The sequence below is a fragment of the Belnapia sp. F-4-1 genome, assembly GCF_000802185.1.
Lineage (GTDB): Bacteria > Pseudomonadota > Alphaproteobacteria > Acetobacterales > Acetobacteraceae > Belnapia.
Window position 1 is genome coordinate 2104761 of record NZ_KN676113.1, and the last position, 22509, is coordinate 2127269.

Below are 22509 nucleotides of genomic sequence, written 5' to 3' on the forward strand. Positions count from 1 at the left end.
GGTATGAGCATGGCTGCCCGCAGAGCCCTTCGCCTCTTCACCTCCAATGCCGGCCCGGTGACGGGCGGGGACGGCCTGTCGCATCCCGGCGCGGGCGAGAGGCCGGACATCCAGCCCGCCCGGCCGCCCGGCGGGCCCTCCCTCGCCGGCCGCCGTGTTCTCGTCGTCGATGACGAGCCGATGATCCTCGAGATCCTGGTCGAGCATTGCGCCTCGCTCGGCCTCACCGTCTACGAGGCGCCCGATGGCGAGCCGGCCCTGCGCGAGATCGAGCGGCACCCGGAGATCGAGGTGCTGGTGACCGATGTGCGGATGCCGGGGCTGGACGGCCCGGCACTGGCCGAGCGGGCCCTGGTGCTGCGGCCGTCGCTGAAGGTGATCTTCGTCACGGGCTATGCGACGCATTACAGCACCGCCTGGCCGACGCTGCGGAAGCCCTTCGAGCTCGACGCGCTGGACCTGGCCCTGCGTCAGGCGCTGCTGCCGCCGGGCCAGGGCGGCTGACGATCCAATCCGGCGCATACTGCCGTCAGGTAAGGATGGGCCAGGTTGTGCTCCTGCCGAAGGTACAACCTATACGGGTAAACTGTCTGTGGGAGCCGCCCTTGTCTCTCGACCTCCGGGCCTGTGATCCGCTTTGCTCACCTCATGGCTACGTTCGCACCACTCGGGAAACGTCCCATGACTGTGTTGCTGGTCGAGGACGATGCGATTGTCCGCTCCACCCTCGCGGATTTCCTTGAGGCTGCCGGATGCGAGTTGCGCGAAGCCGAAAGCACGCCATCGGCCCGTACCATCCTGATGAATCCGGCGGAGGGCATCGTGGTGCTGGTGACCGACATCAACCTCGGTCCGGGGGAGGACGGCCTGACCCTCGCCGCCGAGGCGCGGCAGCAGGTGCCGGGCCTCGCCATCTTCTATGTCACGGGAAGCCCCGAGCGTCTTCGCGTCCGGCCACCGCCGCCGACGGAACGGGTCTTCCTTAAGCCCTTCAATCCAGACGATTTGGTTGCTGCCGTCCTTTATGCTCTCGACCAGCGGCAGCAGGACGACCGCCCGGCCGTAACGTTGACGAGGTCGTGAGGTGGTCGAGAGAAGCGGCGACGAAATTGTGAACAATCTCTACTGATGATGTATGCCTTAAGGGGCAATGCAATCTGACGGGGCGGCAGCGTCCCTCGCTACAACCGCTCTCCTGATCGTGGCTGGGAGTGTCTCGCGATGCCGATCCATCACGGACTGAGTGAGGCGTCGCCGCATGTTTGATGCCCATGCGGCGACGCCTGCGCAAGCCTCCGGCACGATTCGCCTGGGCTATGGTCGGCATGCCGACCCGCGTATCGCCATCCGCCAATGCGTTGCCGCCATGGGGGCCACGCGGCCGGCCATGATGCTGGCCTTCTGCGGCGGGCGCCACGAGCCGCAGGCGGTGCAAGCGGCTCTGCGCGACGAATTCGGCCCGGTGCCGGTCTATGGCGGCTCCGCCGCCGGGGTGATCGGGCGCGATGGCTTCGGCTATGGCGGCTTCGAGATCGGCCTGATCGCCCTGGAGGACCCGGCGCTGGTGCCGCAGGCGGTGGTGACGCGCAGCCTTCTCGCCGACGCGCGCGCCGCCGGCGAGGAGCTGGGCCAGGCCGTCGCCGCCCTGGCGACGGACGGCGCCGCGGTGCTGCTGCTGTTCGACAGCGTCGCCAGCGGCTCCCCGCCGCGGCTGCACCATGCCAGCCGCATCGTGGAGGGGTTCCATCTCGGCGCGCGGAACAAGCCCGTCTGCCTGTTCGGTGGCGGCCTGCTGACCGACATGAACCTTTCCGACGGCTGGGTCTTCGACGGCGCCGGCATTGCCAAGCATGCCGCGATCGCCCTGGTCTTCCCGCCCGCCATCGCGGCCGAAACGGTCATCATGCATGGCTGCCGCCCGGTCAGCGCCTTCATGGAGATCACCCGCATCCAGGGCGCCGAGGTTTATGAGCTCGACGGCAGGCCGGCGCTCCAGGTGATCGAGGCGATGCTCGGCCTGCCGCTCGGCGGCTCGCGCGGGCAGGAGCTCTCCTTGGTGGCGACGCTCGGCCAGAAACAGGGCGACCCCTTCGCCCCGCATGACGAGAATGCCTATGTCAACCGCCTTATCCTTCGTGCCAACCCGGCGACCGGCTCGGTGACGCTGTTCGAGCCGGATTTCGCCGAAGGCGACCGGGTGCAGATCATGAGCCGCGACAACCGGCTGATGCTCGATTCCGTGGAGCACGGCGTGGCCGATGCCAACCGGCGCCTGGTCGGGCCGGACAGCCTGCTCGCCCTTTATATCGACTGCGCCGGCCGGGCCAGCGCCCGCAGCGGCGCGTCGATCGAGGAGGCGGAGGTCATCCGGCACGGGCTCGATCCCAGGGTGCCGTTCCTCGGCTTCTACTCGGGCGTGGAGATCGCCCCCTTCGCCAACCACCCGAGCCGCCCGCTCGACTGGACCGGCGTCCTGGCGGTCCTGCGGAGGCGTTCCTGATGGCTACCAGCGCACCGCTCGCCTCGCTCGGCCAGATTGAACGCGAGCTGGCCTACTACCGGCGCGAATGCAACGACCTCGGCGCCCGCCTGCTGCGCCTGCAGGAGGAGCAGAGCCAGGCCTTCCGCGAGGCGCGGCGCAGCCGCACCGTGGCGAAGCTGATCCGCGAGGCCTACCGCTTGGCCGACATGCACATGACGGCGGAGGAGATCGGCGCCTCGCTGCTCGAGGTGATCGTCGAGAACGCGCTCTGCGACGGCGCCGCCTTGCTGCTGCAGGACCCGGTGGACGAGGGAAGCTTCCGCGTCGTCCATGCCATCGGCCCGATCGCCACGCCGACCGTCCGCCTGGCGATGCCGCCCGGCTTCTTCTTCACCACCGCCCGCAGCGTGCTGGAGCCGCAGGCCTATGCGCTGACCAGCATCCTCGGCCTGCCCTATGTCCTCTGGGCCTATGACCGCTCGACCGGCCATGCGCTGATCCTCGGCAACCGCTCCGAAAGCAATGTCAGCCGGCCCTACGAGCCGGGCGACCAGGAGCTGATCGAGGGCGCGCTCTCGGTCTATATCGACGTGCTGCTGCGCAAGCGCGCGGAAACGGAATTACGGGCCGCCAAGGCCGCGGCCGAACGGGCGAGCGAGGCGCGCGCCCGCTTCCTCGCCACCCTTACCCATGAGCTGCGGACGCCGCTGACCGCCATCATCGGCTTCTCCGAGATGATGCTCCCCGGCTCGCGCTACAGCCTGACGCAGTCGAATGTCGAGCGTTACGCGAGCCACATCCAGGATGGCGGCAAGCACCTGCTCGCGCTGATCGACGGCATCCTCGACTATTCTAGCCTGGAGCAGGCGCTGCCGCGGCTCTCGCCGCAATGGGTGCCGGCCCAGGCGGTGCTGGCGGAAACGGCGAGCCTGGTCGCCGGGCTGGCGCGGACGCGGGACGTGGCGGTGGAGATCCTGCCCGCGGAGGAGCCCGTCGCGGTCTTTGTCGATCCGCTGCGGTTCCGGCAGGTGCTGCAGAACCTGCTCGGCAATGCGCTGAAATTCACCCCGGCCGGAAGCGCGGTGGAGCTTTCGGTCACCCGGGGGGACGCGGGCAGCGCCGTCTTCACCGTGCGGGACCATGGCATCGGCATGCGGCCCGAGGATATTCCCCGCGCGCTGGAGCCCTTCCAGCAGCTCGATGGCAGCGTGGCGCGCAAGGCCGGCGGCATCGGCCTCGGCCTGCCGATCGCCAAGGGGCTGGCGGAGGCGCATGGCGGGAATCTTTCCCTCCAGAGTGCGCCGGGGCAGGGGACCACGGCGCAGGTGACCCTGCCGGTGGAGCGGGTGCGGGAGCAGAACTGCTCCTGAAACCCGGTTGCCAGCCGGCATGAGGGTTGCCAAGACTCCGGCATAAGATTTCGCCGGGAGGATGCGCCCATGGTCGCCGAGCGCATCGCGCATGAGGGGCGGTGCGCGAGGCCTGCCCGCCGGCCGCCTTCAGCCATAGGATAATCGACATGGAGATCCGCACCGTCGGCGTGGTCGGCCTCGGCAATATGGGCCTTGGCATGGCGTCCAGCCTCGCCCGCGCCGGATTCGCCGTGGAGGGGCATGACATCAACCCGGCCCGGCAGGGCGCGGCCGAGGCGGCCGGCATCCGCTTCCGGGCCGGCCTCGCCGGGCTGCTGGGCGCGGCCGATGCGCTGGTCTTCTCCCTGCCCTATGCGCGTGACGTGGAGGCGGTCGTCACCGCCGCCGGCGGGCTGCTGGAGCGGCGCGACCGCAAGGTGGTGGTGATCGACACCTCCACCTCGGACCCCGGCACCTCCCGCCGCCTGGCCGCCCGCCTGGCCGAGGCCGGGCATGGCCTGCTCGACGCGCCGGTGAGCGGCGGCCCCTCCGGCGCGGTGGCGGGCACGCTCACCATGATGATCGGTGGCAGCGAGGCGGATCTGGACCTCGCCCGCCCCGTCCTCGCCGCCATGTCCGGCACGGTGGTGCATGTCGGCCCCTCCGGCGCCGGGAACATCGCCAAGCTCGTCAACAACATGCTGGTCGCCGCGCATCTGGTGACGACGGGGGAGGCGCTTCGCCTTGCCGAGGCTGCCGGGCTGCCGGCCGAGGCGGTGTTGCCCGTTGTGAATGCCGCGACCGGCCGCAGCGCGGTGAGCGAGGCGATGGTCCCGCGCTGGGTCCTGCCGGGCAGCTTCGACAGCGGCTTCTCGGCCGGGCTGATGCGGAAGGATGTCGGCCTCGCCATCGCCCTTGCCGAGGAGGCCGGCTGTTCCTTGCCGCTCAGCGCCGCTGCCGCCCGGATCTGGGCCGAGGCGCGCGGCCGCATCGCGGATACGGACGATTTCACCCGCATGGCCGACTTCCGCGTGCCGCCGGCAGGGTAAGCTCAGTCGCGGAAGGACCGCCGGAGGAAGCTGCGGAGCGGCGCCAGCGCCATGCTGATCGGCGTCCGCGGCGTGCCGATGATGTAGAGCTCCGCCGGCATGCCGGGGACCAGCTGCACTTCCGGCGCCAGCTCCATGGTGCGGGGGTCGAACTCGACGCGCACCGGAAAATAAGGGGTGCCGCCGCCGGCCGGGACCATCGCATCGGCGCCGACGTTGCTGACATGGCCATGCACCATCGGCACGCTGCGCATCTTGTAGGGCGTGAGCCGGATGTTCACCGCTTGGCCGATGGCGACCCGCTCGTTTCCCTCCTGCTGGACCCGGCCCTCGATCACCAGCCGGTCGCGGAGGGGGACGAGGTCGAGGACCGGCTGCCCCGGCAGGATGGTGGCGCCGGGGGTGAAGGCCTGGATGTTGGTCACCCGGCCGGCCTCGGGGGCGAGGACTTCGCGCCGGGCGAGCACGTCCTCCGCAGCGCGGAGCTGCTGCTGTGCGGCGGCGATGGCTGCCTCGGTGGTCTGGATGTCGGTGGCGATCTCCGCAAGGCGCTGCAGGCGGATGCCTTCCAGCTGCCGCTGCGCTTGGAGGATGCCCTCGCGCAGCTGCGCCTCCCGCGCCTCCGCCTGGCTGAAGGCGGCGACGAAGCTCGCCTCCTGCTGCTGCAGGTTCAGGATGAGGAAGCGCGAGGCGAAGCCCTCGGTCACCAGCCGGTTGTAGCCGGCGATCTGCTCCCGCACGGCGAGCATCTGGCGCTGCGCGCCCTCGCGTTGCGCCCGGGCGCCGGCCACCCGTTCGCGCAACTGGGAGATCGCGCGTTCCTGCATCGCCGCCTGGCCGTCGAAGGCGGCCCAGCGGGCGGCGAACAGCGCCTGCTCGGCCTGGAGGAAAACGGCGATGGCAGGGTCCGCCCGGCCCTCCGTCGCCACCTCGGGCGGGAAGGCAAGCCGCCGCTCCCCGGCCTGCTCGGCGGCGAGCCGGGCAGCGCGGGCCCGTCCGCTCCAATAGGCGGCGCGGGCGCGAATGGCATCCGCCTCGGCCTGGGTGACGTCGAGCTGGAGCAGCGGCTGCCCGGCCTGCACGACGCTCCCCTCCTGCACCATGATCCGGCGCAGGATGCCGGGCTCCATCAGGTTCACCGTCTTCCGCCGGCCCTCCGGGACGAGCTGGCCCGCCGCCGGCACCGCCTGCTCCATCCTCGTCATGGTCGCCCAGCCGAGGAAGGGGATCAGCGTCAGCCCGAGCCCCAGCGCCGTGAGCCGCATCATATGGCTGAAGCCCGGCCGCTCCGGCACGAACCCGACCTGCTGCCGCAGCACCTCCAGCGGCACCGGGGGAAGAACAGTGGGCCGGCCTTGCGGGACCATGAGCTGCAACGGCGGACACTCCTCGTCGGCAGGCTCCGTCGGAAGCCGCCTCTCCTTCTAGTTGGTGCGGTTTACCAGTCTTTTGCCGAACAGTCGCAGCCCTCCGGCAGCGGCGATGTGGCCGAGATGCCACGGCGCCCGCTTCGCGGCCTGCATGACGGCCGAGTCGAACGGCCCGAGAACGCCGTTCGCTGGCGTGTCGGCACCACCAGCCATGCAAGCTGTCCCGAGGCTTATCCCCAGCCTTCTCCACGGTCTTGGGGATAAGCTGACGCTTGACCTTCGCGGTGTTGCGTCCTCAGTCTCCCGGCAAGCCATCCCGAAAAAAGCGCCGTCCCTTCAACCAATGGATGCGACCGGCGGCTTCATCCGGCCGCTCGAGCCGCCCTTCCCGAAAGTGGACGGCCGAACGCGCTCATTCCCTGGATTTCAGCAAGCCCGAGGCGAGGCAGCGGAAGGCTTCGACGGCCTTGGCGAGGACAGCGGGCGGGTCGTCCGAGGCGGCGACCCAGAGCGCAGCATTGAGCGCGGCCCCGTTGACCAGCCGGGCCGCGGCCTCGGCATCCATGGGCCGCACCGTGCCGGATGCGATCAGCGCCTCGATCGTCATGGTGGTCTCCTGGAGGCAGGCATTCTGGCCCGGCCACTGCGAGGGGTCACCGAGCACCGCCGGGCCGTCCAGCAGCATGATCCGCTGGATCTCGGGCTCCAGCGCCAGCTCGATATAGGCCACTCCCTCTTCCAGGAAGCCAAGCCAGGGGGTTTCCGCCCGGTCGCGCGCGGCGCGCGCCTTCGCCACCATCTCCGCGTCGAGCTGTGCGATCACGGCGCGCAGCAGGCCCTTCTTGTCGCCGAAATTGTGGTAGAGCGCGCCCCGTGTCAGCCCGGCCGCAGCGGTCAGCTCGTCCATCGATGCCGCCGCGTAGCCCTGTTCCGCGAAGGCCGACCGCGCGGCCCGGATGAGCTTGGCTCGGGTCTCCTCCATCATCCGCGTGCGCTGTCCCACCGCCATCGGCCCCTCCGAATTTTCATGTACGCCACGTATGTTGGTTGACATACGTGGCGTATGCGGCCAAGTCTTCGCATACGAGGCGTATATGAACCTCGCCTCGCCGCTGGGGAAGGAATCCCGGCGCCAACAAGAGGAGTCCAGCCATGGCCAAGCGCGACGCGATCTTCCCGCCCGGACGGGAAGCGCTTTACGAGAAGCACCGCTACTCCGCGGCGATCCGGTCGGGCGACCTGCTTTTCGTCTCCGGCCAGGTCGGCAGCCGCGAGGACGGCTCGGCCGAGCCGGACTTTGCAAAGCAGGTCGAACTGGCCTTTCAGCGGCTCGACGCCGTATTGAAGGCGGCGGGCTGCAGCTTCGACGATGTGGTGGACGTGACCACCTTCCACACCGACCCAGAGGCGCAGTTCGAGACGGTGATGGCCGTCCGCGACAAGGCCATCGGCGCGCCGCCCTATCCGAATTGGACCGCGGTCGGGGTGACCTGGCTCGCGGGCTTCGACTTCGAGATCAAGGTCATCGCGCGCATTCCCCAGGCCGCCTGACGGTGCCGGGGGTTGCGCCTCAGCCCAGCCGCAACCGCGCCTCCGTCGCCAGCCGGTCCGCCCGCTCGTTCATCGGGTCGCCGGCATGGCCGCGCACCCAGCGCCATTCCACCTGGTGCGGCTTGGCTGCCGCCAGCAGCCGCTGCCACAGCGCCATGTTGGCGACCGGTTCCTTGGCTGAGTTGCGCCAGTTGTTCCGCACCCAGCCGTTGATCCAACGGCTGATGCCATTGCGGACATACTCGCTGTCGGTGTGCACCACCACGCGGCAGGGGCGCTTCAGCGCCTCGAGCGCGCTGATCGCCGCCATCAGCTCCATGCGGTTGTTGGTTGTCGCCGGATCGCCGCCGGAGAATTCCCGCTCCGTTTCGCCATAGCGGAGGATGGCCGCCCAGCCGCCAGGGCCGGGATTGGGCTTGCATCCGCCATCGGTCCAGATCTCGACCGGCGGCTGCGTCTCGTCAGAGGCCAAGGGCGCCTGGTCCTTCGGCAGCGGCGAAGAAGCGGAGCTTCGCCAGGTATTCCAGCGGGTCCTTCCGCGTCACCAGCGCGCCGGCCGGCGTCGCCGTCCAGTCGTAGAGGCGCGTGAGCAAAAAGCGAATTGCCGCGCCGCGGCAGAGCACGGGCAGCGCCGCCCGCTCCTCCGCGGCGAGCGGGCGGATGCGCTGGTAGGCGGCGAGCACCGCATGCGCCCGCGTCACGTTGTAGGCGCCGTCGGCATCGAAGCACCAGGCATTGAGGCAGACGGCGATGTCGTAGGCGAGCAGGTCGGTGCAGGCGAAGTAGAAGTCGATCAGCCCGGACACCTCGGGCTTCCCGTCCGCGCCTGGCAGGAAGAAGACATTGTCCGGGAACAGGTCGGCGTGGATCTGTCCGACCGGCAACAGCCCCGGCGTCGGCCAAGCAGCGAGGATCGCCGCCAGCCGCCTGTCCAGCTCGGCGATCAGGCCCGGCTGCACCGCATCGCCCCCCGACCGGCAGCGATCGAGCAGCGGTCCCCAGCTCACCGGGCCGAGCCCGTTCGGTCGTCTGGCGGTGAAGTCGGCACCCGCTGCGTGCAGCCGCGCCAGCGCCTCGCCGAGCGGCGCCCCATGTTCGGGGCGGACGCGCCGCGGCCAGACGCCGGGCAGGAAGGTGCAGATCGCCGCCGGCCGCCCGGCGAGCTGGCGCAGCGCCACCCCGTCGCGCGCCTGCACCGGCTGCGGGCAGCGCAGCCCGTGCGCCGCGAGGTGCTCCATCAGCCCGAGGAACCAGGGCAGCTCCGCCGGATCGACGCGCTTCTCGTAGAGGGTGAGGATGAAGTCGCCCGCCTCGGTCTTCAGCGCGTAGTTGGAATTCTCCACCCCCTCGGCGATGCCGCGGAAGGCGAGCAGCCCGCCGAGCGGGTAGGCGGCGAGGAAGGCCCGCAGCGCCTCGTCGGTGACTTCGGTGTAGACGGCCATGGTCGCGTCAGCGCGCGCCCTCGGTCTGCAGCGCGCTGGGCAGCTTGAAGGTGATGGTCTCCTCCGCCACCACCACCTCCTCGATGGCAAGCTCGAACCGCTCGCGCAGCCGGGCCAGCACCTCCTCCACCAGCACCTCCGGCGCGCTGGCGCCGGCGGTGATGCCGATGGTGCGGAGCCCCCCGGCCAGCGACAGGTCGAGGTCCCGCCCGCGCTGTACCATCACCGCCTTCGGACAGCCGGCGCGTTCCGCGACCTCGACGAGGCGCAACGAGTTGGAGGAGTTGGGCGCCCCCACCACCACCATCAGCTCCGCCCGGTCGGCGATCGCCTTCACCGCCGCCTGGCGGTTGGTGGTGGCGTAGCAGATGTCCTCCTTCGCCGGCGCGTGGATGCCGGGGAAGCGCTCGCGCAGCGCCGCCACGATGTCGGTGGTGTCGTCGACCGAGAGCGTGGTCTGGGTGATGAAGGCGAGCGGCCGGTCCCCCGGCACTGGGGTGGTGCGGGCCCGCTCGGCATCCTCGATCAGGGTGACGGTGCCCTCGGGCAGCTGGCCCATGGTGCCGACCACCTCCGGATGCCCGGCATGGCCGATCAGCAGGATGTGCCGGCCGCGGCTGAAATGCTGCTCCGCCTCGCGATGGACCTTGCTGACCAGCGGGCAGGTCGCGTCCAGGAAGAAGAGCTTGCGGCGGCTGGCCTCGGCCGGGACCGCTTTTGGTACGCCATGGGCGGAGAAGACGACCGGCGCATCGTCCGGCACCTCGTCCAGCTCCTCGACGAAGATGGCGCCCTGCCGCTCCAGGCTCTCGACCACGAAGCGGTTGTGGACGATCTCGTGCCGGACATAGACGGGGGCGCCGTAGCGGCGAATCGCCTCCTCCACGATCTTGATCGCGCGGTCCACGCCGGCGCAGAAGCCGCGGGGGCCGGCAAGAAGGACATTCAGCCGGGGCAGGTTGCGCTCGGGCGCGTGGGGGTGCAGGTCCATGGTGCCTCTCGCTCGCTGGCGCTATTTGCCGTGCCGAAGGGCCGGCGGGCACAGTGGGCGGGGCGCACACTAGCGGCCCGCCGTCCGGGCTCAAGGGGGATATGGTGATGCGGTGGAGAGTTGTCCTGTTGGCGCTGCTTCTGGCCGGGTGTGGCGCCGGCACCGGCACCCAATTGCCGATCGCCTGCCCCAGCCCTGGCCTGCTGGGAGAGGGGGCTGACCTCACCCGCTACCGCCCGGGCGCGGCGCAGGACCTCACCGGCCTCGATTTCGATGCCAGGCTGGTGAGCATCAACGGCACCTGCAAGGCCGGGCGGGGCGAGCGGAGCATCCAGGTGCAGATGACCGCCGGCTTCAGCGTGGAGCGCGGGCCGGCCTCCGAGGGACGAAGCGTCGACCTGCCCTGGTTCGTCGCGGTGCTCGACCGGCAGACCGACACCATCCTCAGCCGCCAGAATTTCACCGACCGGGTGGCCTTCGGCCGCAACGAGACGCGCAGCACGGTCGACAGCGCGCCGGTTTCCATCAGCTTGCCGGTCGGGGCGAGTCGGCAGGCGGGGGACTACCGCATCCTCGTCTCCTTCCAACTCACCGAGCAGGACCTGGCGCTGAACCGCCGTCGCGGGCCACGCTGACCGGCAGCGCGGCATTGCGCCGCCGGCCCCGGCCGGGCTAGACAGGCGCACCCGCAGATGCCGCGCGGGAGAGAGGGGAGGCCCGGCCAACCGGGCGCCCCCGCCGAAGGCGCAACCGGCCCCCGGAAACGCTCAGGCAGAAGGGCCGCGCGGAGAAGGGACCTCTGGAAAGCCTGGTGCCGCAAGGCACCGGCACCGAAGGAGTAAGGCCCGGCCCAAGGCCGTCGCCGAATCTCTCAGGTTCCCGGACAGAGGGGGGCCACGGACTTCAACTCACGCCGCAGATGCGGCCGGGGGACCCGTGGCTGAGACCGAATCGCTGCTCGAGACGCCGCTCGCCGGCCTGCACCGCGCCCTGGGGGGGCGTATGGTTGCCTTCGCCGGCTATGCCATGCCGGTGCAATACCCGGCCGGGATCATGGCGGAGCACCTGCATGTCCGCAGCGCCGCCGGCCTCTTCGACGTCTCTCATATGGGCCAGGCGGAATTGCTCGGCGAGGGCGCGGCTGCGGCGCTGGAGCGGGTAACGCCCGCCGATATCCAGGCGTTGAAGCCCGGCCGCCAGCGCTACGGCCTGCTGATGACGCCCGAGGGCGGCATCTTCGACGACTTCATGGTGGCGAATCGTGGCGACCGGCTCCTGCTCGTCGTCAATGCCAGCCGCAAGCATGACGACTTCGCCCTGATCGAATCGGTGCTGCCTGCGGGCGTCACCCTCCGCCGCCTGCCGGACCGCGCCCTGCTCGCCCTCCAGGGGCCGGGCGCCGCCGCGGCCATCGGCCCGCTCGCTCCCGCGCTTATCGCCCTTTCCTTCATGGGCGTGGCCGAGACGGAGATCGAGGGCATCCCCGTCATCGCCAGCCGCAGCGGCTATACCGGCGAGGATGGCTGGGAGATCAGCGCCCCCGCCGGGGAGGCCGAGCGCTTGGCCAGGATCCTGCTCGCCCTGCCCGGCGTGCAGCCCGCCGGCCTCGGCGCCCGCGATTCGCTGCGGCTGGAGGCCGGGCTCTGCCTCTACGGCACCGACATCGACGAGGCGACCAGCCCGGTCGAGGCCGCGCTCACCTGGTCCATCGGCAAGCGCCGCCGCATGGCCTGGGACTTCCCCGGCGCCGAGCGCGTGCGGGAGGAACTGGCCAACGGCACGGCGCGTGTCCGCGTCGGCCTTCGTCCTGAGGGCCGCCAGCCCGCCCGTGGCGAGACGATGATCCATGCCCCCGGCGGCGAGACCATCGGCAGCATCACCTCCGGCGGCTTCGGCCCCTCGCTCGGCGGGCCGATGGCCATGGGCTACGTCGCCCGCTCCCATGCGACGGACGGCACCCCCATCGAGTTGATCGTGCGCAGCAAGCCCCTCGCGGCCCGCATCGCGCCCATGCCCTTCGTTCCCCACCGCTACGCCCGCTGAGGACACCGACCCATGCCAGAGCTGAAATACACCCAGGACCATGAGTGGGTGCGGGCCGACGGCGACGCCGCCACCATCGGCATCACCGACCATGCCCAGAACGCCCTCGGCGACGTGGTCTTCGTCGACCTGCCCGAGGTCGGGCGCGAGGTCGCGGCCGGCGAGGCGATCGCCGTCGTCGAGAGCGTGAAGGCCGCCTCCGACGTCTATGCCCCGATCGCCGGCCGCATCGTCGAAGTGAACTCGGCGCTGACCGACGACCCCGGCCTCATCAACCGCGAGCCGACCGGCGAGGGCTGGTTCTTCAAGATCGAGCCGGCCGATGCCGGCGCCGTCGCCGCGCTGATGGATGAGTCGGCCTACGCCGCCTTCGTGGACAGCCAGGCATGAGCGCTCTCGCCGAGCTGGCGGCCCTCGAGGAAGGCACCGAATTCGCCCGACGCCATATCGGCCCGGGGCCGGACGACATCACCGAGATGCTGGGCGTCGTCGGCGCCGCCAGCCTCGAGGAGATGGCCGCCCGCACCGTCCCCGCCGCCATCGCCGGCGCCGACCTCTCGGCCCTGCCGCCCCCGGCGACCGAGGCCGAGGCCATCGCCGAGCTGCGCGCCCTCTCCGAGCGCAATAGCCGGGTGAAGTCGCTGATCGGCCTCGGCTACCACGGCACCCACACCCCGCCGGTGATCCTCCGCAACGTGCTGGAGAACCCCGGCTGGTACACCGCCTACACGCCCTACCAGGCGGAGATCGCCCAGGGCCGGCTGGAGGCGCTGGTCAATTTCCAGACGATGGTCGCCGACCTCACCGGCCTGCCCGTCGCCAACGCCTCCCTCCTCGACGAGGGCACGGCGGCCGCCGAGGCGGTGGCGCTCGCCCATGCCGCGCACAAGGGCAAGTCGGCCACGCTGCTGGTCGCCGCCGACCTGCATCCGCAGACGCTGGCCGTCATCCGCACCCGCGCCGAGCCGGTCGGCATCAAGCTGGTCGTCGCGCCGCCCGCCGACATCGCCGAGGCGGCCGCTGCGGAAAAGCCCTTCGCCCTGCTGCTGCAGTACCCCGGCACCACCGGCGAGGTGCGTGACCTCGCCCCCGAGATCGCCGCGGTCCAGGCGGCGGGCGGCCTCGCCATCGTCGCCGCCGATCCGCTCTCGCTCTGCCTGCTGACGCCGCCCGGCGAGATGGGCGCCGATGTTGTCATCGGCAGCACCCAGCGCTTCGGCGTCCCGCTCGGCTATGGCGGTCCGCATGCCGCCTACATGGCGGTGAAGGATCCGCTGAAGCGCCTGCTGCCCGGCCGCCTCGTCGGCGTCTCGGTCGATGCCGCCGGTAACCCGGCCATGCGCCTCGCCCTGCAGACCCGCGAGCAGCATATCCGCCGCGAGAAGGCGACCTCCAACATCTGCACCGCCCAGGTGCTGCTCGCTGTCATTGCCGGCATGTACGCCGTCTGGCACGGGCCGGAGGGGCTGGCCCGCATCGCTCGCCGCGTGAACCTCCAGGCCCGGCTGCTGGCCGATGCCGCCCGCCGCGGTGGCCTCACCCTGCGCCACGGCGCCTTCTTCGACACCATCGCCATCGAGGCGGGCGACCGCGCTGACGCACTGATGCAGGGCGCACGCGAGCGCGGCTTCAACCTCTGGCGTGTCGATGCCGGCTGCGTCTCCATCGCCCTGGACGAGACGGTGACGCGGGACGAACTCGCCGCGCTGGCCGAGCTGCTCGGCGGCGGCGCGCTCGACGCCCTCAGCCCCGAGGCCAGCCTGCCGGAGGCCCTCGCCCGCCGCAGCCCCTACCTCACCGCCGAGGTCTTCCGGAGCCACCACTCCGAGCATGCGATGCTGCGCTACCTCAAGCGGCTCGAGGACAAGGACGTCGCGCTGAACCGCAGCATGATCCCGCTCGGCTCCTGCACGATGAAGCTGAACGCGACGGCGGAGATGATCCCGGTCACCTTTCCGGGCTTCGCCAACATCCATCCCTTCGCGCCCGAGGATCAGGCCGAGGGCTACTTCGCCATGATCAAGCGGCTGGAGTCCTGGCTCTGCGCCGTCACCGGCTTCGCTGCCGTCTCGCTCCAGCCGAATGCCGGCAGCCAGGGCGAATATGCCGGCCTGCTCGCCATCCGTGCCTGGCACCGGGCCCAGGGCAATGCGCAGCGCGATGTCTGCCTGATCCCCTCCAGCGCCCACGGCACCAACCCGGCCTCGGCGGTGATGGCAGGGATGAAGGTCGTCGTCGTCGGCTGCGACCGCGACGGCAACGTGGACCTGAAGGATCTGGAGGCCAAGGCCGCGCAGCATGCCGACAGGCTCGCCGCGCTGATGGTCACCTACCCCAGCACGCATGGCGTCTTCGAGGAGCAGATCCGCGAAATCTGCGCCCTGATCCACCGCCATGGCGGGCAGGTCTACATGGACGGCGCCAACATGAACGCCCAGGTCGGCCTGACCTCGCCGGCCGCCATCGGCGCCGATGTCTGCCACCTGAACCTGCACAAGACTTTCTGCATCCCGCATGGCGGCGGCGGTCCGGGCGTCGGCCCGATCGGCGTCGCCGCCCACCTAGCGCCGCACCTGCCGAACCACCCCTTCCATCGCGGCGCCGGCCCGGCGACGGGCTACGGCCCCGTCTCCTCGGCGCCCTTCGGCAGCGCCGCCATCCTGCCCATCTCCTACGCCTATATCCGCATGATGGGCGCCGAGGGGCTGACGCGGGCAACGCAGGTCGCCATCCTCTCCGCCAACTACATCGCCCGCCGGCTGGAGGGGCACTTCCCCGTGCTCTACCGCGGCCTGCGCGGCATGGTGGCGCATGAATGCATCCTCGACTGCCGCGGCTTCCAGCAGGGCGGCGGCGTCCTCGTCGAGGACATCGCCAAGCGCCTGCAGGACTACGGCTACCACGCGCCGACCATGTCCTGGCCCGTCTCCGGCACGCTGATGGTGGAGCCCACCGAGAGCGAGCCGAAGGAGGAGCTGGACCGCTTCTGCGACGCCATGATCGCCATCCGCGCCGAGATCCGCGCGGTGGAGCAGGGCCGCAGCGACCGCGCCGACAACCCCTTGAAGAACGCCCCCCACACCGCCGCCGAGGTCATGGCGGAGGAGTGGACGCATCCCTACAGCCGGGAGGAGGCGGCCTTCCCGCTGCACTTCGTCCGCGCCCACAAGTACTGGCCGCCGGTGAAGCGCGTGGACAACGTCCATGGCGACCGCAACCTGGTCTGCACCTGCGCCCCGCTCGAAGCCTATGCGGAGCGGATGCACCTCCAGGCCGCCGAGTGATGGTGCGGTCCTGGCGGCGGACGGGCAACCGCACCGTCCACCGCGACCGCTGGGTCCATCTCCGCGCCGAATCCTGGGAGACCGGGGACGGCGCGGTCCTCGACCCCTGGTACATGCTCGACTGGGCGGACTGGGTAAACGTGGTGGCGCTGACGCCGGATAGCCGGCTGGTGCTGGTGCGCCAGTTCCGCCCCGGCCTCGGCGCCATCGCGCTGGAACTCCCAGGCGGCATGGTCGAGGCGGAGGAGGCCGACCCGGCCGAAGCCGCCCGCCGCGAATTCACAGAGGAGACGGGCTACGACGCCCCATCCTTCCGTCTGGTCGCCAGCCTGCGCAACGACCCGGCCCATGCCGGCAACCGCGTCCATGTCGTCCTCGCCGAGGGTGCCGTCCCCACCGCCGCCCAGCGACTCGACCATGGCGAGGAGATCGCCGTGGAATTGCTGCCCCTTGCCACCGTTCTCGCCGGCCTGGCCGAGGGGCTGATCGGCAACGCCAACCATGTCGGCAGCCTCCTGCTCGCCCTGCGCGAGGCCGGCCGCACCGGCGCCTGAACCACCCGCGGCACGCGGCGTTCCGGCCGGGTGAACCCGATCCGGACCCGATGCAGCGCCGCCGCCTCCTCGCCCTCGCGGGCCTCGCCACGATCCCCGGCCCCTTGGCCGCCGCGCCCATGCCCATGATCCGCGAGGACTGGACCGACCCGGCCCGCAACCGCCGCCTGCCGGTGCTGATCCGCCTGCCCGATGCCGAGGCGCCGGCGCCCGCGGTGTTGGTCTCCCACGGCCTCGGCGGCTCGCGCGAGGGTCTCGCCTATCTCGGCCAGGCGCTGGCCGAGGCCGGCTTCCTCGTCCTCCACATCCAGCACCCCGGCACCGATGCGGGCATCTGGCAGGGCAGGGCCGACATCTCCGCCACCATGGCCGCCGCCGCGCTCGATGCCGGCCAGGCCTTCGCCCGCTTGCAGGACGGCATCTTCGCCTTGGGCGAGCTGACCCGCCGCCCCGGCCTGCGGGAGCGGGTGGATGCCTCCCGCCTCGCCGTCGCCGGCCATTCCTACGGCGCCTGGCTGGTGCAGCACCTGCTGGGCCAGCGCCTGCCCGGCGGCGACCACGGCCTTGCCCTGCCGGATGCGCGGCTGAAGGCCGGCATCGCCCTCTCGCCCATCCCGCCGCGCGGCCTGTCGCCCCGCTACGCCTTCGGCCGCATCGCCCGGCCGATGCTGCACGTCACGGGCACGCTCGATTCCGGCTTCATCGACGGCGCCACGGCCGAGGACCGGGAGCTGCCCTTTCATTCCATCAGCGGCCCGCCCGGGGCGCTGGCGGTACTGGCGGGTGCCACCCACGCCGCCTTCGCCGATGAGCGCGCCGCCGGCCCGCGCTGGGCCGACCCAACCTATCATGCCCGCACCGCCGGCCTCGCCACCGCCTTCCTCCGCGCCTCGCTGCTCGGCGATGCCGCCGCGCGCACGGCGCTGCTCGCCGGCATGCCCGGCCTGCTGGCGCCGGGCGACCGCCTCACCTGCAAGGATTTCGGCTGATGACGGACAAGACCCCGACCGGCGCCTCGGAGACGATGAACTCCGCCGACCCGGCCTCCAAGACGACGGCCGAGAAGGTCCAGCAGGGCGGCACCACGACCAACCCGAAGGCGAAGGTGCCCTCCGACCTCTACCCCGACCCGCCTGGCGTCACCGACAGCACACCGGGCGGGCGGGATGATTAGGCTTGTGAGGTAGGGCCGGTCGGGTCGGCCCGACGGGTCTTTTCCGCCCCGGGTGCGTCGGACGGCTTGCCAATGCAACCAGCATAGGCTGCGCCGCCCTCCTGCCCAGGACGCAGAATTCCTCGCCGGTCCTCCACCTCCGGCCTCACCTCACGAGCCGGCCTTCAACCTTGGCGGCTTGATCCCCGCCAGCTCGCACTGCGCGTCGAGCATCGCCGAGAAGTCCTTCTGCCCCCAGCCGCGGCCACGGGCGCTGCTGAAGGCCTCACGCGCGATGGCGGCGACCGGCAGCGTCACCTTCGCCGCATTCGCCGCCTGCACGATCAGCGACAGGTCCTTGTGCGCCAGGTCGATGGCGAAGCCCGGCTCCGTGTCGCCCGCCAGCGCCTTGTTCGGCCAGTTCACCTTGAGCTGGCCATTCGTCGCCGTCGTCCCGTGCAGCACCTCGAGCGTCTTCTCGAGGTCGAGGCCGAAGGCGGCCGAGAGCGACAGCGCTTCCGCATTCAGCTGGCAAAGGATGATGGCGAGGTAGTTGTTCACCAGCTTGGTCCGCGTGCCCGCGCCGGGCCCGCCGCAATGGTGGATGGTGCTGCCCATCGCCTCCAGCAGCGGCTTGACGCGCTCAAAGTCGGCATCGCTCGCGCCCACCATGAAGAGCGATTCGCCCCGGTCCGCATGCCAGGCCAGGCGCCCGACCGGCGCGTCGACGAAGCCGATGCCGCGCGCCGCGCAGGCCGCGGCCAGTGCATCCGTCGTCTCCGGATCGACTGTCGACATGTCCATCACCAGCCCGCCTGGCTTGATGTTGGCGAGGATGCCATCCGCCCCGAGGATCGAGGCCTGAACCTCGCGCGGCCCCGGCAGCATGGTCAGCACCACGTCGCTCGCCTGCGCCACGGCGGCCGCGCTGCCGGCCGAGGCGGCGCCCAGCTCCTCCAGCGCCGCCACCGGCCCCGGCGCGATGTCGTGCACCGTCAGCGGGTGCTGCTTGCGGCGGATGCTGGAGGCCATGCCCCGCCCCATCCGACCAAGCCCGATGAACCCGATCCTGTCGCCCATGCGTCCCTCCAGTCAGGCGCGCAGACTGGCATCCCGGCACGCCGCGCGGAAGCCACCCGGTCGTTGCGCTGCGGACGCAATCCGCGCAATCTGGCGCCAGGAAATCGAACCAAGGGAGTCTTCCTGCATGAATCGCCGCCGCTTCATTGCGACGGGTGCCGCCGGCACGGCCGGCGCCGCTGTGCTGGCCACGCCGAACCTCGCCTCCGCCCAGCCGCGCATCCGCTGGCGCTGCCCGGGCAGCTTCCCCAAATCCCTCGACACGCTCTACGGTACGCAGGAATTCATCGCGCGACGCGTCTCGGAGATGACGGACGGCGCCTTCCAGATCCAGGTCTTCGGCCCCGGCGAGCTGGTGCCCGCGCTGCAGGTGCTCGACGCGGTCGGCAACGGCAATGTCGAGTGCGGCTACACGAGCGGCTACTACTACCTCGGCAAGGACCCGTCGCTGGCGCTGGTCACCTGCATCCCCTTCGGCCTCTCCACGCGCCAGCATTGGTCCTGGCTGACCCATGGCGGCGGGCGCGAGCTTTATGCCGAGGTCTATCGCGACCAGGGCGTCGTCGGCATCCCGGCCGGCAACACCGCGGCGCAGATGGGCGGCTGGTTCAGGAAGGAGATCAAGTCGGTCGAGGACCTCAAGGGCCTGAAATTCCGCATCGCCGGCTATGGCGGCAACGTGCTTGGCAAGCTCGGCGTGGTCACGCAGCAGATCGGCGGGCCGGACATCTACCCGGCGCTCGAGCGCGGCGTGATCGACGGCGCCGAATGGGTTGCGCCCTATGACGACGAGAAGCTCGGCTTCAACCGCGTCGCGCAGTACTACTATTACCCCGGCTGGTGGGAGTACTCGCCCTCCATCGACATGATGGTCAATGCTCGCGCCTATGACGAGCTGCCGGCGCAGTACAAGGCCGTGCTGAACGCCGCCTGCACCGAGGGCTGGCACTGGATGTCGGCGCGCTACGACGTGCTGAACCCGGCGGCGCTCCGCCGCCTCATCGCCTCCGGTACGCAGCTCCGCGGCTTCCCGCGCGAGGTGCTGACCGCCTGCTACAAGGCGAGCCAGGAGCTCTACGCCGAGATCGGCGCGACGAACCCGCGGTTCAAGCGCATCCACGAGAAGTGGGATGCCTTCCGGCTGGAGCAGACCCAGTGGCTGCGCGTCGCCGAGGACTCGCTCGGCAACTTCCTCGCCGCCGCGACCGCGCAACGCTGAAGCAGGCTCCGGCCGGGCGAGCCTGCCCGGCCGGGACGCCGCCTTCGCCAAATTGGCCGTCGCCGGTCCCGCTTTCCCTGGCTAGACTTGCCGTAGGCCGCCCTTTCGAAAGCGGCCGGCAAGAACCGCTAGGGAAACCTCCACCATGAATCGCCGTGGCCTTCTGGCCGCGGGCGCCGCCGCGCCGGTGCTCGCAGCCCCGAACCTTGCCTCCGCCCAGCCGCAGGTGCTGTGGCGCTCGGCCGGGAGCTTCCCGAAATCGACGGATGTGCTCTGGGGCGTGCAGGAGATGATCTCCCGCCGCGTCGCCGAGCTGACCGGCGGCGCCTTCCAGATCCGTCCCTTCGCCCCTGGCGAGCTGGTGCCGGCCTTGCAGGTGATGGATGCCGTCGGCGGCGGCACGGTGGAATGCGGCTACACCGCCGCCTACTACTATATCGGCAAGGACCCGACGCTCGGCTTCGGCACGGTGATGCCCTTCGGCCTGAATGCCCGCCAGCACCTCGCCTGGATCCATCACGGCGGCGGCGCCGAGATCATGCAGGAGGTCTACCGCGACCAGGGCGTCGTGGCCCTTCCCTGCAGCAACACCGGCGCTCAGATGGGCGGCTGGCTGCGCAAGGAAATCCGCACCGTGCAGGACCTCAACGGCCTGAAATTCCGCATTGCCGGCATCGCCGGGACGGTGCTGACCAAGCTCGGCGTCGTCGCGCAGCAGCTCGGCGCGGCGGATATCTATCCGGCCCTCGAGCGCGGCGTGGTGGATGGCGCCGAATGGGTCGGCCCGCATGACGACGAGAAACTCGGCCTAGCCCGCGTCGCGCCCTACTACTACTACCCCGGCTGGTGGGAGGCCTGCTCGCAGAGCGAGCTGATGGTCAACACCCGCGCCTGGGAGGCGCTGCCGAAGCAGTACCAGCAGGTGCTCGAGGTGGTGACGGGCGAGACCACCGTCTGGAGCCTGTCGCGCTACGACATGCTGAACATGCAGGCGCTGCGTCGGCTCATCGCCGGCGGCACCCAGCTCCGCGCCTACCCGCGCGAGGTGCTGGCCGCCTGCCACAAGGCGACGCAGGACACTTATGCCGAGATCGGCGACCGCAACCCGCGCTTCAAGCGCGTGCACGCGCATTGGGACCGCTTCCGCCGCGACGTGCAGGGCTGGTTCCGCGTGGCGGAGGACAGCAGCGCCAATTTCCTCGCCATCGCCGAGCGCAGCTGAAGGAGGATGCCCGGGGAGAAAGCTCCCCGGGCCCTGGCTTCGCCTTATCGCGCCGGCATCCGCACGAAGCGGAGCTGGATGTAGTTGTCCGCCGTCTGCGGCACCTCGACGCCCTGCCGCGCCGCCCAGACGATCTGCTGCTGGTGCAGCGGGATATAGGCGACGTCGTCCTGCAGGATCTTGCTCGCCTGGCTGATCATTGCCTGGCGCTTGGCCGGGTCCGTCTCCACCGCGATTTGATCGACCAGCGTGTCGAACTGGGCATTGGAGTAGCCGCCGTTGTTGAACACGCCGCGCGTGCCGTTGCGCGAGCCCGCCAAGCTGTAGAGCGAGTTGTGCGCATCCGAGGTCGTGGGCGTCCAGCCCAGCATGTAGAAGCTGGTGTTGTAGCGCGGCGCGTTCACCTCGGCGAAGAAGCGGGCGCGGGTCTGGGCGTTCAACGTCACCCGGATGCCGATGCGGGCGAGCATGGAGACGGCGGCGGTGCAGATCGCCTCGTCATTGACGTAGCGGTCGTTCGGGCAGTCCAGCGTCACGCCGAAGCCGTTCGGATAGCCGGCCTCGGTCAGCAGCCGCTTCGCCTCGTTGACATTGACCGCCGGTCGCACGTCATCCGCCTCGACGAAGCCGTTCACGCCCGGCCCGTAGAGCAGGTTCGAGGGCCGCGACTGGCCGCGCATGACGGTGCGCTGGATGGCGTTCATGTCGATCGCCAGCAGCATGGCGCGGCGTACCCGCACATCCTGGAAGGGGTTCTTGCCCTGCACGTCGGACTTCAGCAGCTGCGGCCGCATCTGGTCCAGGCCCAGAAAGACGGTGCGCAGCTCCGGCCCCTGGATGATGCGCACGCCCTGGGTGTTGGAGATGCGCGTCACGTCCTGTGGCGGCACGGTGTAGAGGAAGTCCACCTCGTTCGAGAGCAGCGCCGCGACACGCGTCGCGTCGTTGGCGATGATGTTCAGCTCGACGCGCTGGAGGTTGTGGACCGGCTTGTCCCACCAGTTCGGGTTGGGCTGCAGCACGGTGCGGCGGTCGGGCTCGCGGCTCACCAGCAGGAAGGGGCCGGTGCCCATGGCGTTGCGGGTGGCGAAATTCTCCTCGCGCGAGGTGAGGTCGGCCGGGCGCGTTGCGTTGTTCTTCTCGGACCAGGCGCGGGAGAACATGCCCCAGTTGGTGATCTCCTGGATCAGAATGGGGTTCGGCTGGTGCGTCTCGAACTCCACCGTGTGGTCGTCGACCTTGCGGATCTCCTTCACCGAGGCCAGCACGGACTGGACGTTGGAGCCGGGGGCACGGGCGCGCTGGGCGCTGAAGACCACGTCGTCGGCGGTGAAGGGCGTGCCGTCGCTGAACTTCACGCCCTGGCGGAGGTGGAAGCGCCAGACGGTCGGCGAAGGCTGCTCCCAGCGCTCGGCCAGCGCCGGCTCGGGCTGCATCTGCTGGTTCCGCCGCACCAGCGGCTCGTAGAAATTGGAGCCGAAGGACAGCAGGAAGGTTTCCTGCCTGGTGTAGGGGTCCATCGAGTTGACGTCGCCGTCATTGGCCCAGCGGAAGGTCTGGGCCTGGGCGCAGAGGGCGGTGCCGCAGAGCAGGGCGGCAGCCAGGGCGAAACGACGCATTGTTGCTTGGTCTCCCAGCGAGATCGACGGCGGGAGCCTAGCCCGGAGCGCGGTGCCCGAAAAGCAGAACGGAGGCCTTTCGGCCTCCGTCCGCAACA

At 70.6% G+C, this 22509-nt stretch carries 23 protein-coding genes and 2 riboswitches; of the genes, 15 read left to right on the forward strand and 8 right to left on the reverse strand.

What is annotated here, in order from left to right; translation table 11 throughout:
- Window positions 1-9 precede the first annotated feature (9 nt).
- The 5 genes from LH62_RS10160 (at window position 10) to LH62_RS10180 (ending at window position 4883) form a co-directional block, all read left to right on the forward strand.
- Window positions 10-504, forward strand: coding sequence for a response regulator (locus LH62_RS10160; RefSeq protein WP_052214081.1), 495 nt, complete (start codon window positions 10-12; stop codon window positions 502-504).
- Window positions 505-681: 177 nt separating this feature from the next.
- Window positions 682-1083 carry a response regulator gene (locus LH62_RS10165; RefSeq protein ID WP_052214084.1) on the forward strand — a complete coding sequence of 134 codons (402 nt, stop codon included), beginning with the start codon at window positions 682-684 and terminating at the stop codon, window positions 1081-1083.
- Between the two features lie 175 nt (window positions 1084-1258).
- Window positions 1259-2500, forward strand: coding sequence for an FIST signal transduction protein (locus tag LH62_RS10170; RefSeq protein WP_043361031.1), 1242 nt, complete (start codon window positions 1259-1261; stop codon window positions 2498-2500).
- The gene (locus tag LH62_RS28235) at window positions 2500-3852 is read left to right on the forward strand and encodes a sensor histidine kinase KdpD (protein ID WP_052214088.1); all 1353 of its coding nucleotides are present in this window, start codon (window positions 2500-2502) and stop codon (window positions 3850-3852) included. Before LH62_RS10170 ends, LH62_RS28235 begins: the two co-directional genes overlap by 1 nt.
- Window positions 3853-4001: 149 nt before the next feature.
- Window positions 4002-4883, forward strand: a complete 882-nt coding sequence (locus LH62_RS10180) for an NAD(P)-dependent oxidoreductase (protein WP_043361033.1) — start codon at window positions 4002-4004, stop codon at window positions 4881-4883.
- A 2-nt stretch (window positions 4884-4885) separates the two neighbouring features.
- On the opposite strand, the gene LH62_RS10185 is transcribed toward LH62_RS10180, so the two are convergent.
- The 3 genes from LH62_RS10185 to LH62_RS10190 all read right to left on the reverse strand — a co-directional run bounded on the left by LH62_RS10185 (window position 4886) and on the right by LH62_RS10190 (window position 7262).
- A complete protein-coding gene (locus LH62_RS10185; RefSeq protein ID WP_236552646.1) occupies window positions 4886-6250 on the reverse strand; it encodes an HlyD family type I secretion periplasmic adaptor subunit in 1365 nt (454 codons plus the stop codon).
- A 57-nt stretch (window positions 6251-6307) separates the two neighbouring features.
- Window positions 6308-6466 carry a hypothetical protein gene (locus LH62_RS31100; RefSeq protein ID WP_160299811.1) on the reverse strand — a complete coding sequence of 53 codons (159 nt, stop codon included), beginning with the start codon at window positions 6464-6466 and terminating at the stop codon, window positions 6308-6310.
- Between the two features lie 199 nt (window positions 6467-6665).
- Entirely contained in the window at window positions 6666-7262 is a 597-nt protein-coding gene (locus LH62_RS10190; RefSeq protein ID WP_043361038.1) for a TetR/AcrR family transcriptional regulator, read from the reverse strand.
- Between the two features lie 143 nt (window positions 7263-7405).
- Between LH62_RS10190 and LH62_RS10195 the strand changes: the two genes are divergently transcribed.
- Complete coding sequence (locus LH62_RS10195; protein ID WP_043361040.1) at window positions 7406-7804, forward strand: RidA family protein; 399 nt, start codon at window positions 7406-7408, stop codon at window positions 7802-7804.
- A 19-nt stretch (window positions 7805-7823) separates the two neighbouring features.
- Here LH62_RS10195 and rnhA read toward each other — a convergent pair whose 3' ends face one another.
- From rnhA to ispH, 3 genes are read right to left on the reverse strand one after another with little or no spacing between them, the layout of a single operon-like run.
- Window positions 7824-8276 carry a ribonuclease HI gene (gene rnhA, locus LH62_RS10200; RefSeq protein WP_043361042.1) on the reverse strand — a complete coding sequence of 151 codons (453 nt, stop codon included), beginning with the start codon at window positions 8274-8276 and terminating at the stop codon, window positions 7824-7826.
- Entirely contained in the window at window positions 8266-9246 is a 981-nt protein-coding gene (locus LH62_RS10205; RefSeq protein WP_043361044.1) for a homoserine kinase, read from the reverse strand. Before LH62_RS10205 ends, rnhA begins: the two co-directional genes overlap by 11 nt.
- Window positions 9247-9253: 7 nt before the next feature.
- Window positions 9254-10237 (reverse strand): 4-hydroxy-3-methylbut-2-enyl diphosphate reductase, encoded by a 984-nt coding sequence (ispH, locus tag LH62_RS10210; protein ID WP_043361046.1) that lies wholly within the window; start codon window positions 10235-10237, stop codon window positions 9254-9256.
- Window positions 10238-10365: 128 nt separating this feature from the next.
- On the opposite strand from ispH, the gene LH62_RS10215 reads away from it, so the two are divergent.
- The 7 genes from LH62_RS10215 (at window position 10366) to LH62_RS10245 (ending at window position 17292) form a co-directional block, all read left to right on the forward strand.
- Entirely contained in the window at window positions 10366-10872 is a 507-nt protein-coding gene (locus LH62_RS10215) for a hypothetical protein (RefSeq protein ID WP_043361049.1), read from the forward strand.
- Between the two features lie 55 nt (window positions 10873-10927).
- Window positions 10928-11030, forward strand: a riboswitch (glycine riboswitch).
- A gap of 3 nt (window positions 11031-11033) precedes the next feature.
- Window positions 11034-11127, forward strand: a riboswitch (glycine riboswitch).
- Window positions 11128-11173: 46 nt separating this feature from the next.
- Entirely contained in the window at window positions 11174-12280 is a 1107-nt protein-coding gene (gcvT, locus tag LH62_RS10220) for a glycine cleavage system aminomethyltransferase GcvT (protein ID WP_043361050.1), read from the forward strand.
- Between the two features lie 12 nt (window positions 12281-12292).
- Window positions 12293-12670 (forward strand): glycine cleavage system protein GcvH, encoded by a 378-nt coding sequence (gcvH, locus tag LH62_RS10225; protein ID WP_043361052.1) that lies wholly within the window; start codon window positions 12293-12295, stop codon window positions 12668-12670.
- Entirely contained in the window at window positions 12667-15564 is a 2898-nt protein-coding gene (gene gcvP, locus LH62_RS10230) for an aminomethyl-transferring glycine dehydrogenase (RefSeq protein ID WP_052214093.1), read from the forward strand. Before gcvH ends, gcvP begins: the two co-directional genes overlap by 4 nt.
- On the forward strand, window positions 15564-16118 hold the full coding sequence (locus LH62_RS10235; protein WP_043361053.1) for an NUDIX hydrolase: 555 nt from the start codon (window positions 15564-15566) through the stop codon (window positions 16116-16118). Before gcvP ends, LH62_RS10235 begins: the two co-directional genes overlap by 1 nt.
- A 50-nt stretch (window positions 16119-16168) precedes the next feature.
- Entirely contained in the window at window positions 16169-17107 is a 939-nt protein-coding gene (locus tag LH62_RS10240) for an acetylhydrolase (protein WP_043361056.1), read from the forward strand.
- Complete coding sequence (locus LH62_RS10245) at window positions 17107-17292, forward strand: hypothetical protein (RefSeq protein WP_043361058.1); 186 nt, start codon at window positions 17107-17109, stop codon at window positions 17290-17292. Before LH62_RS10240 ends, LH62_RS10245 begins: the two co-directional genes overlap by 1 nt.
- Window positions 17293-17442: 150 nt before the next feature.
- Here LH62_RS10245 and LH62_RS10250 read toward each other — a convergent pair whose 3' ends face one another.
- Window positions 17443-18351: an NAD(P)-dependent oxidoreductase gene (locus LH62_RS10250; RefSeq protein ID WP_043361060.1), complete on the reverse strand. Its 909-nt coding sequence runs from the start codon at window positions 18349-18351 to the stop codon at window positions 17443-17445.
- Between the two features lie 127 nt (window positions 18352-18478).
- Between LH62_RS10250 and LH62_RS10255 the strand changes: the two genes are divergently transcribed.
- On the forward strand, window positions 18479-19570 hold the full coding sequence (locus LH62_RS10255) for a TRAP transporter substrate-binding protein (RefSeq protein ID WP_043361061.1): 1092 nt from the start codon (window positions 18479-18481) through the stop codon (window positions 19568-19570).
- A gap of 145 nt (window positions 19571-19715) precedes the next feature.
- Window positions 19716-20792 carry a TRAP transporter substrate-binding protein gene (locus tag LH62_RS10260; RefSeq protein WP_043361062.1) on the forward strand — a complete coding sequence of 359 codons (1077 nt, stop codon included), beginning with the start codon at window positions 19716-19718 and terminating at the stop codon, window positions 20790-20792.
- 44 nt (window positions 20793-20836) lie between these two features.
- On the opposite strand, the gene LH62_RS10265 is transcribed toward LH62_RS10260, so the two are convergent.
- Window positions 20837-22411: an ABC transporter substrate-binding protein gene (locus tag LH62_RS10265; RefSeq protein WP_052214095.1), complete on the reverse strand. Its 1575-nt coding sequence runs from the start codon at window positions 22409-22411 to the stop codon at window positions 20837-20839.
- Window positions 22412-22509 lie beyond the last annotated feature (98 nt).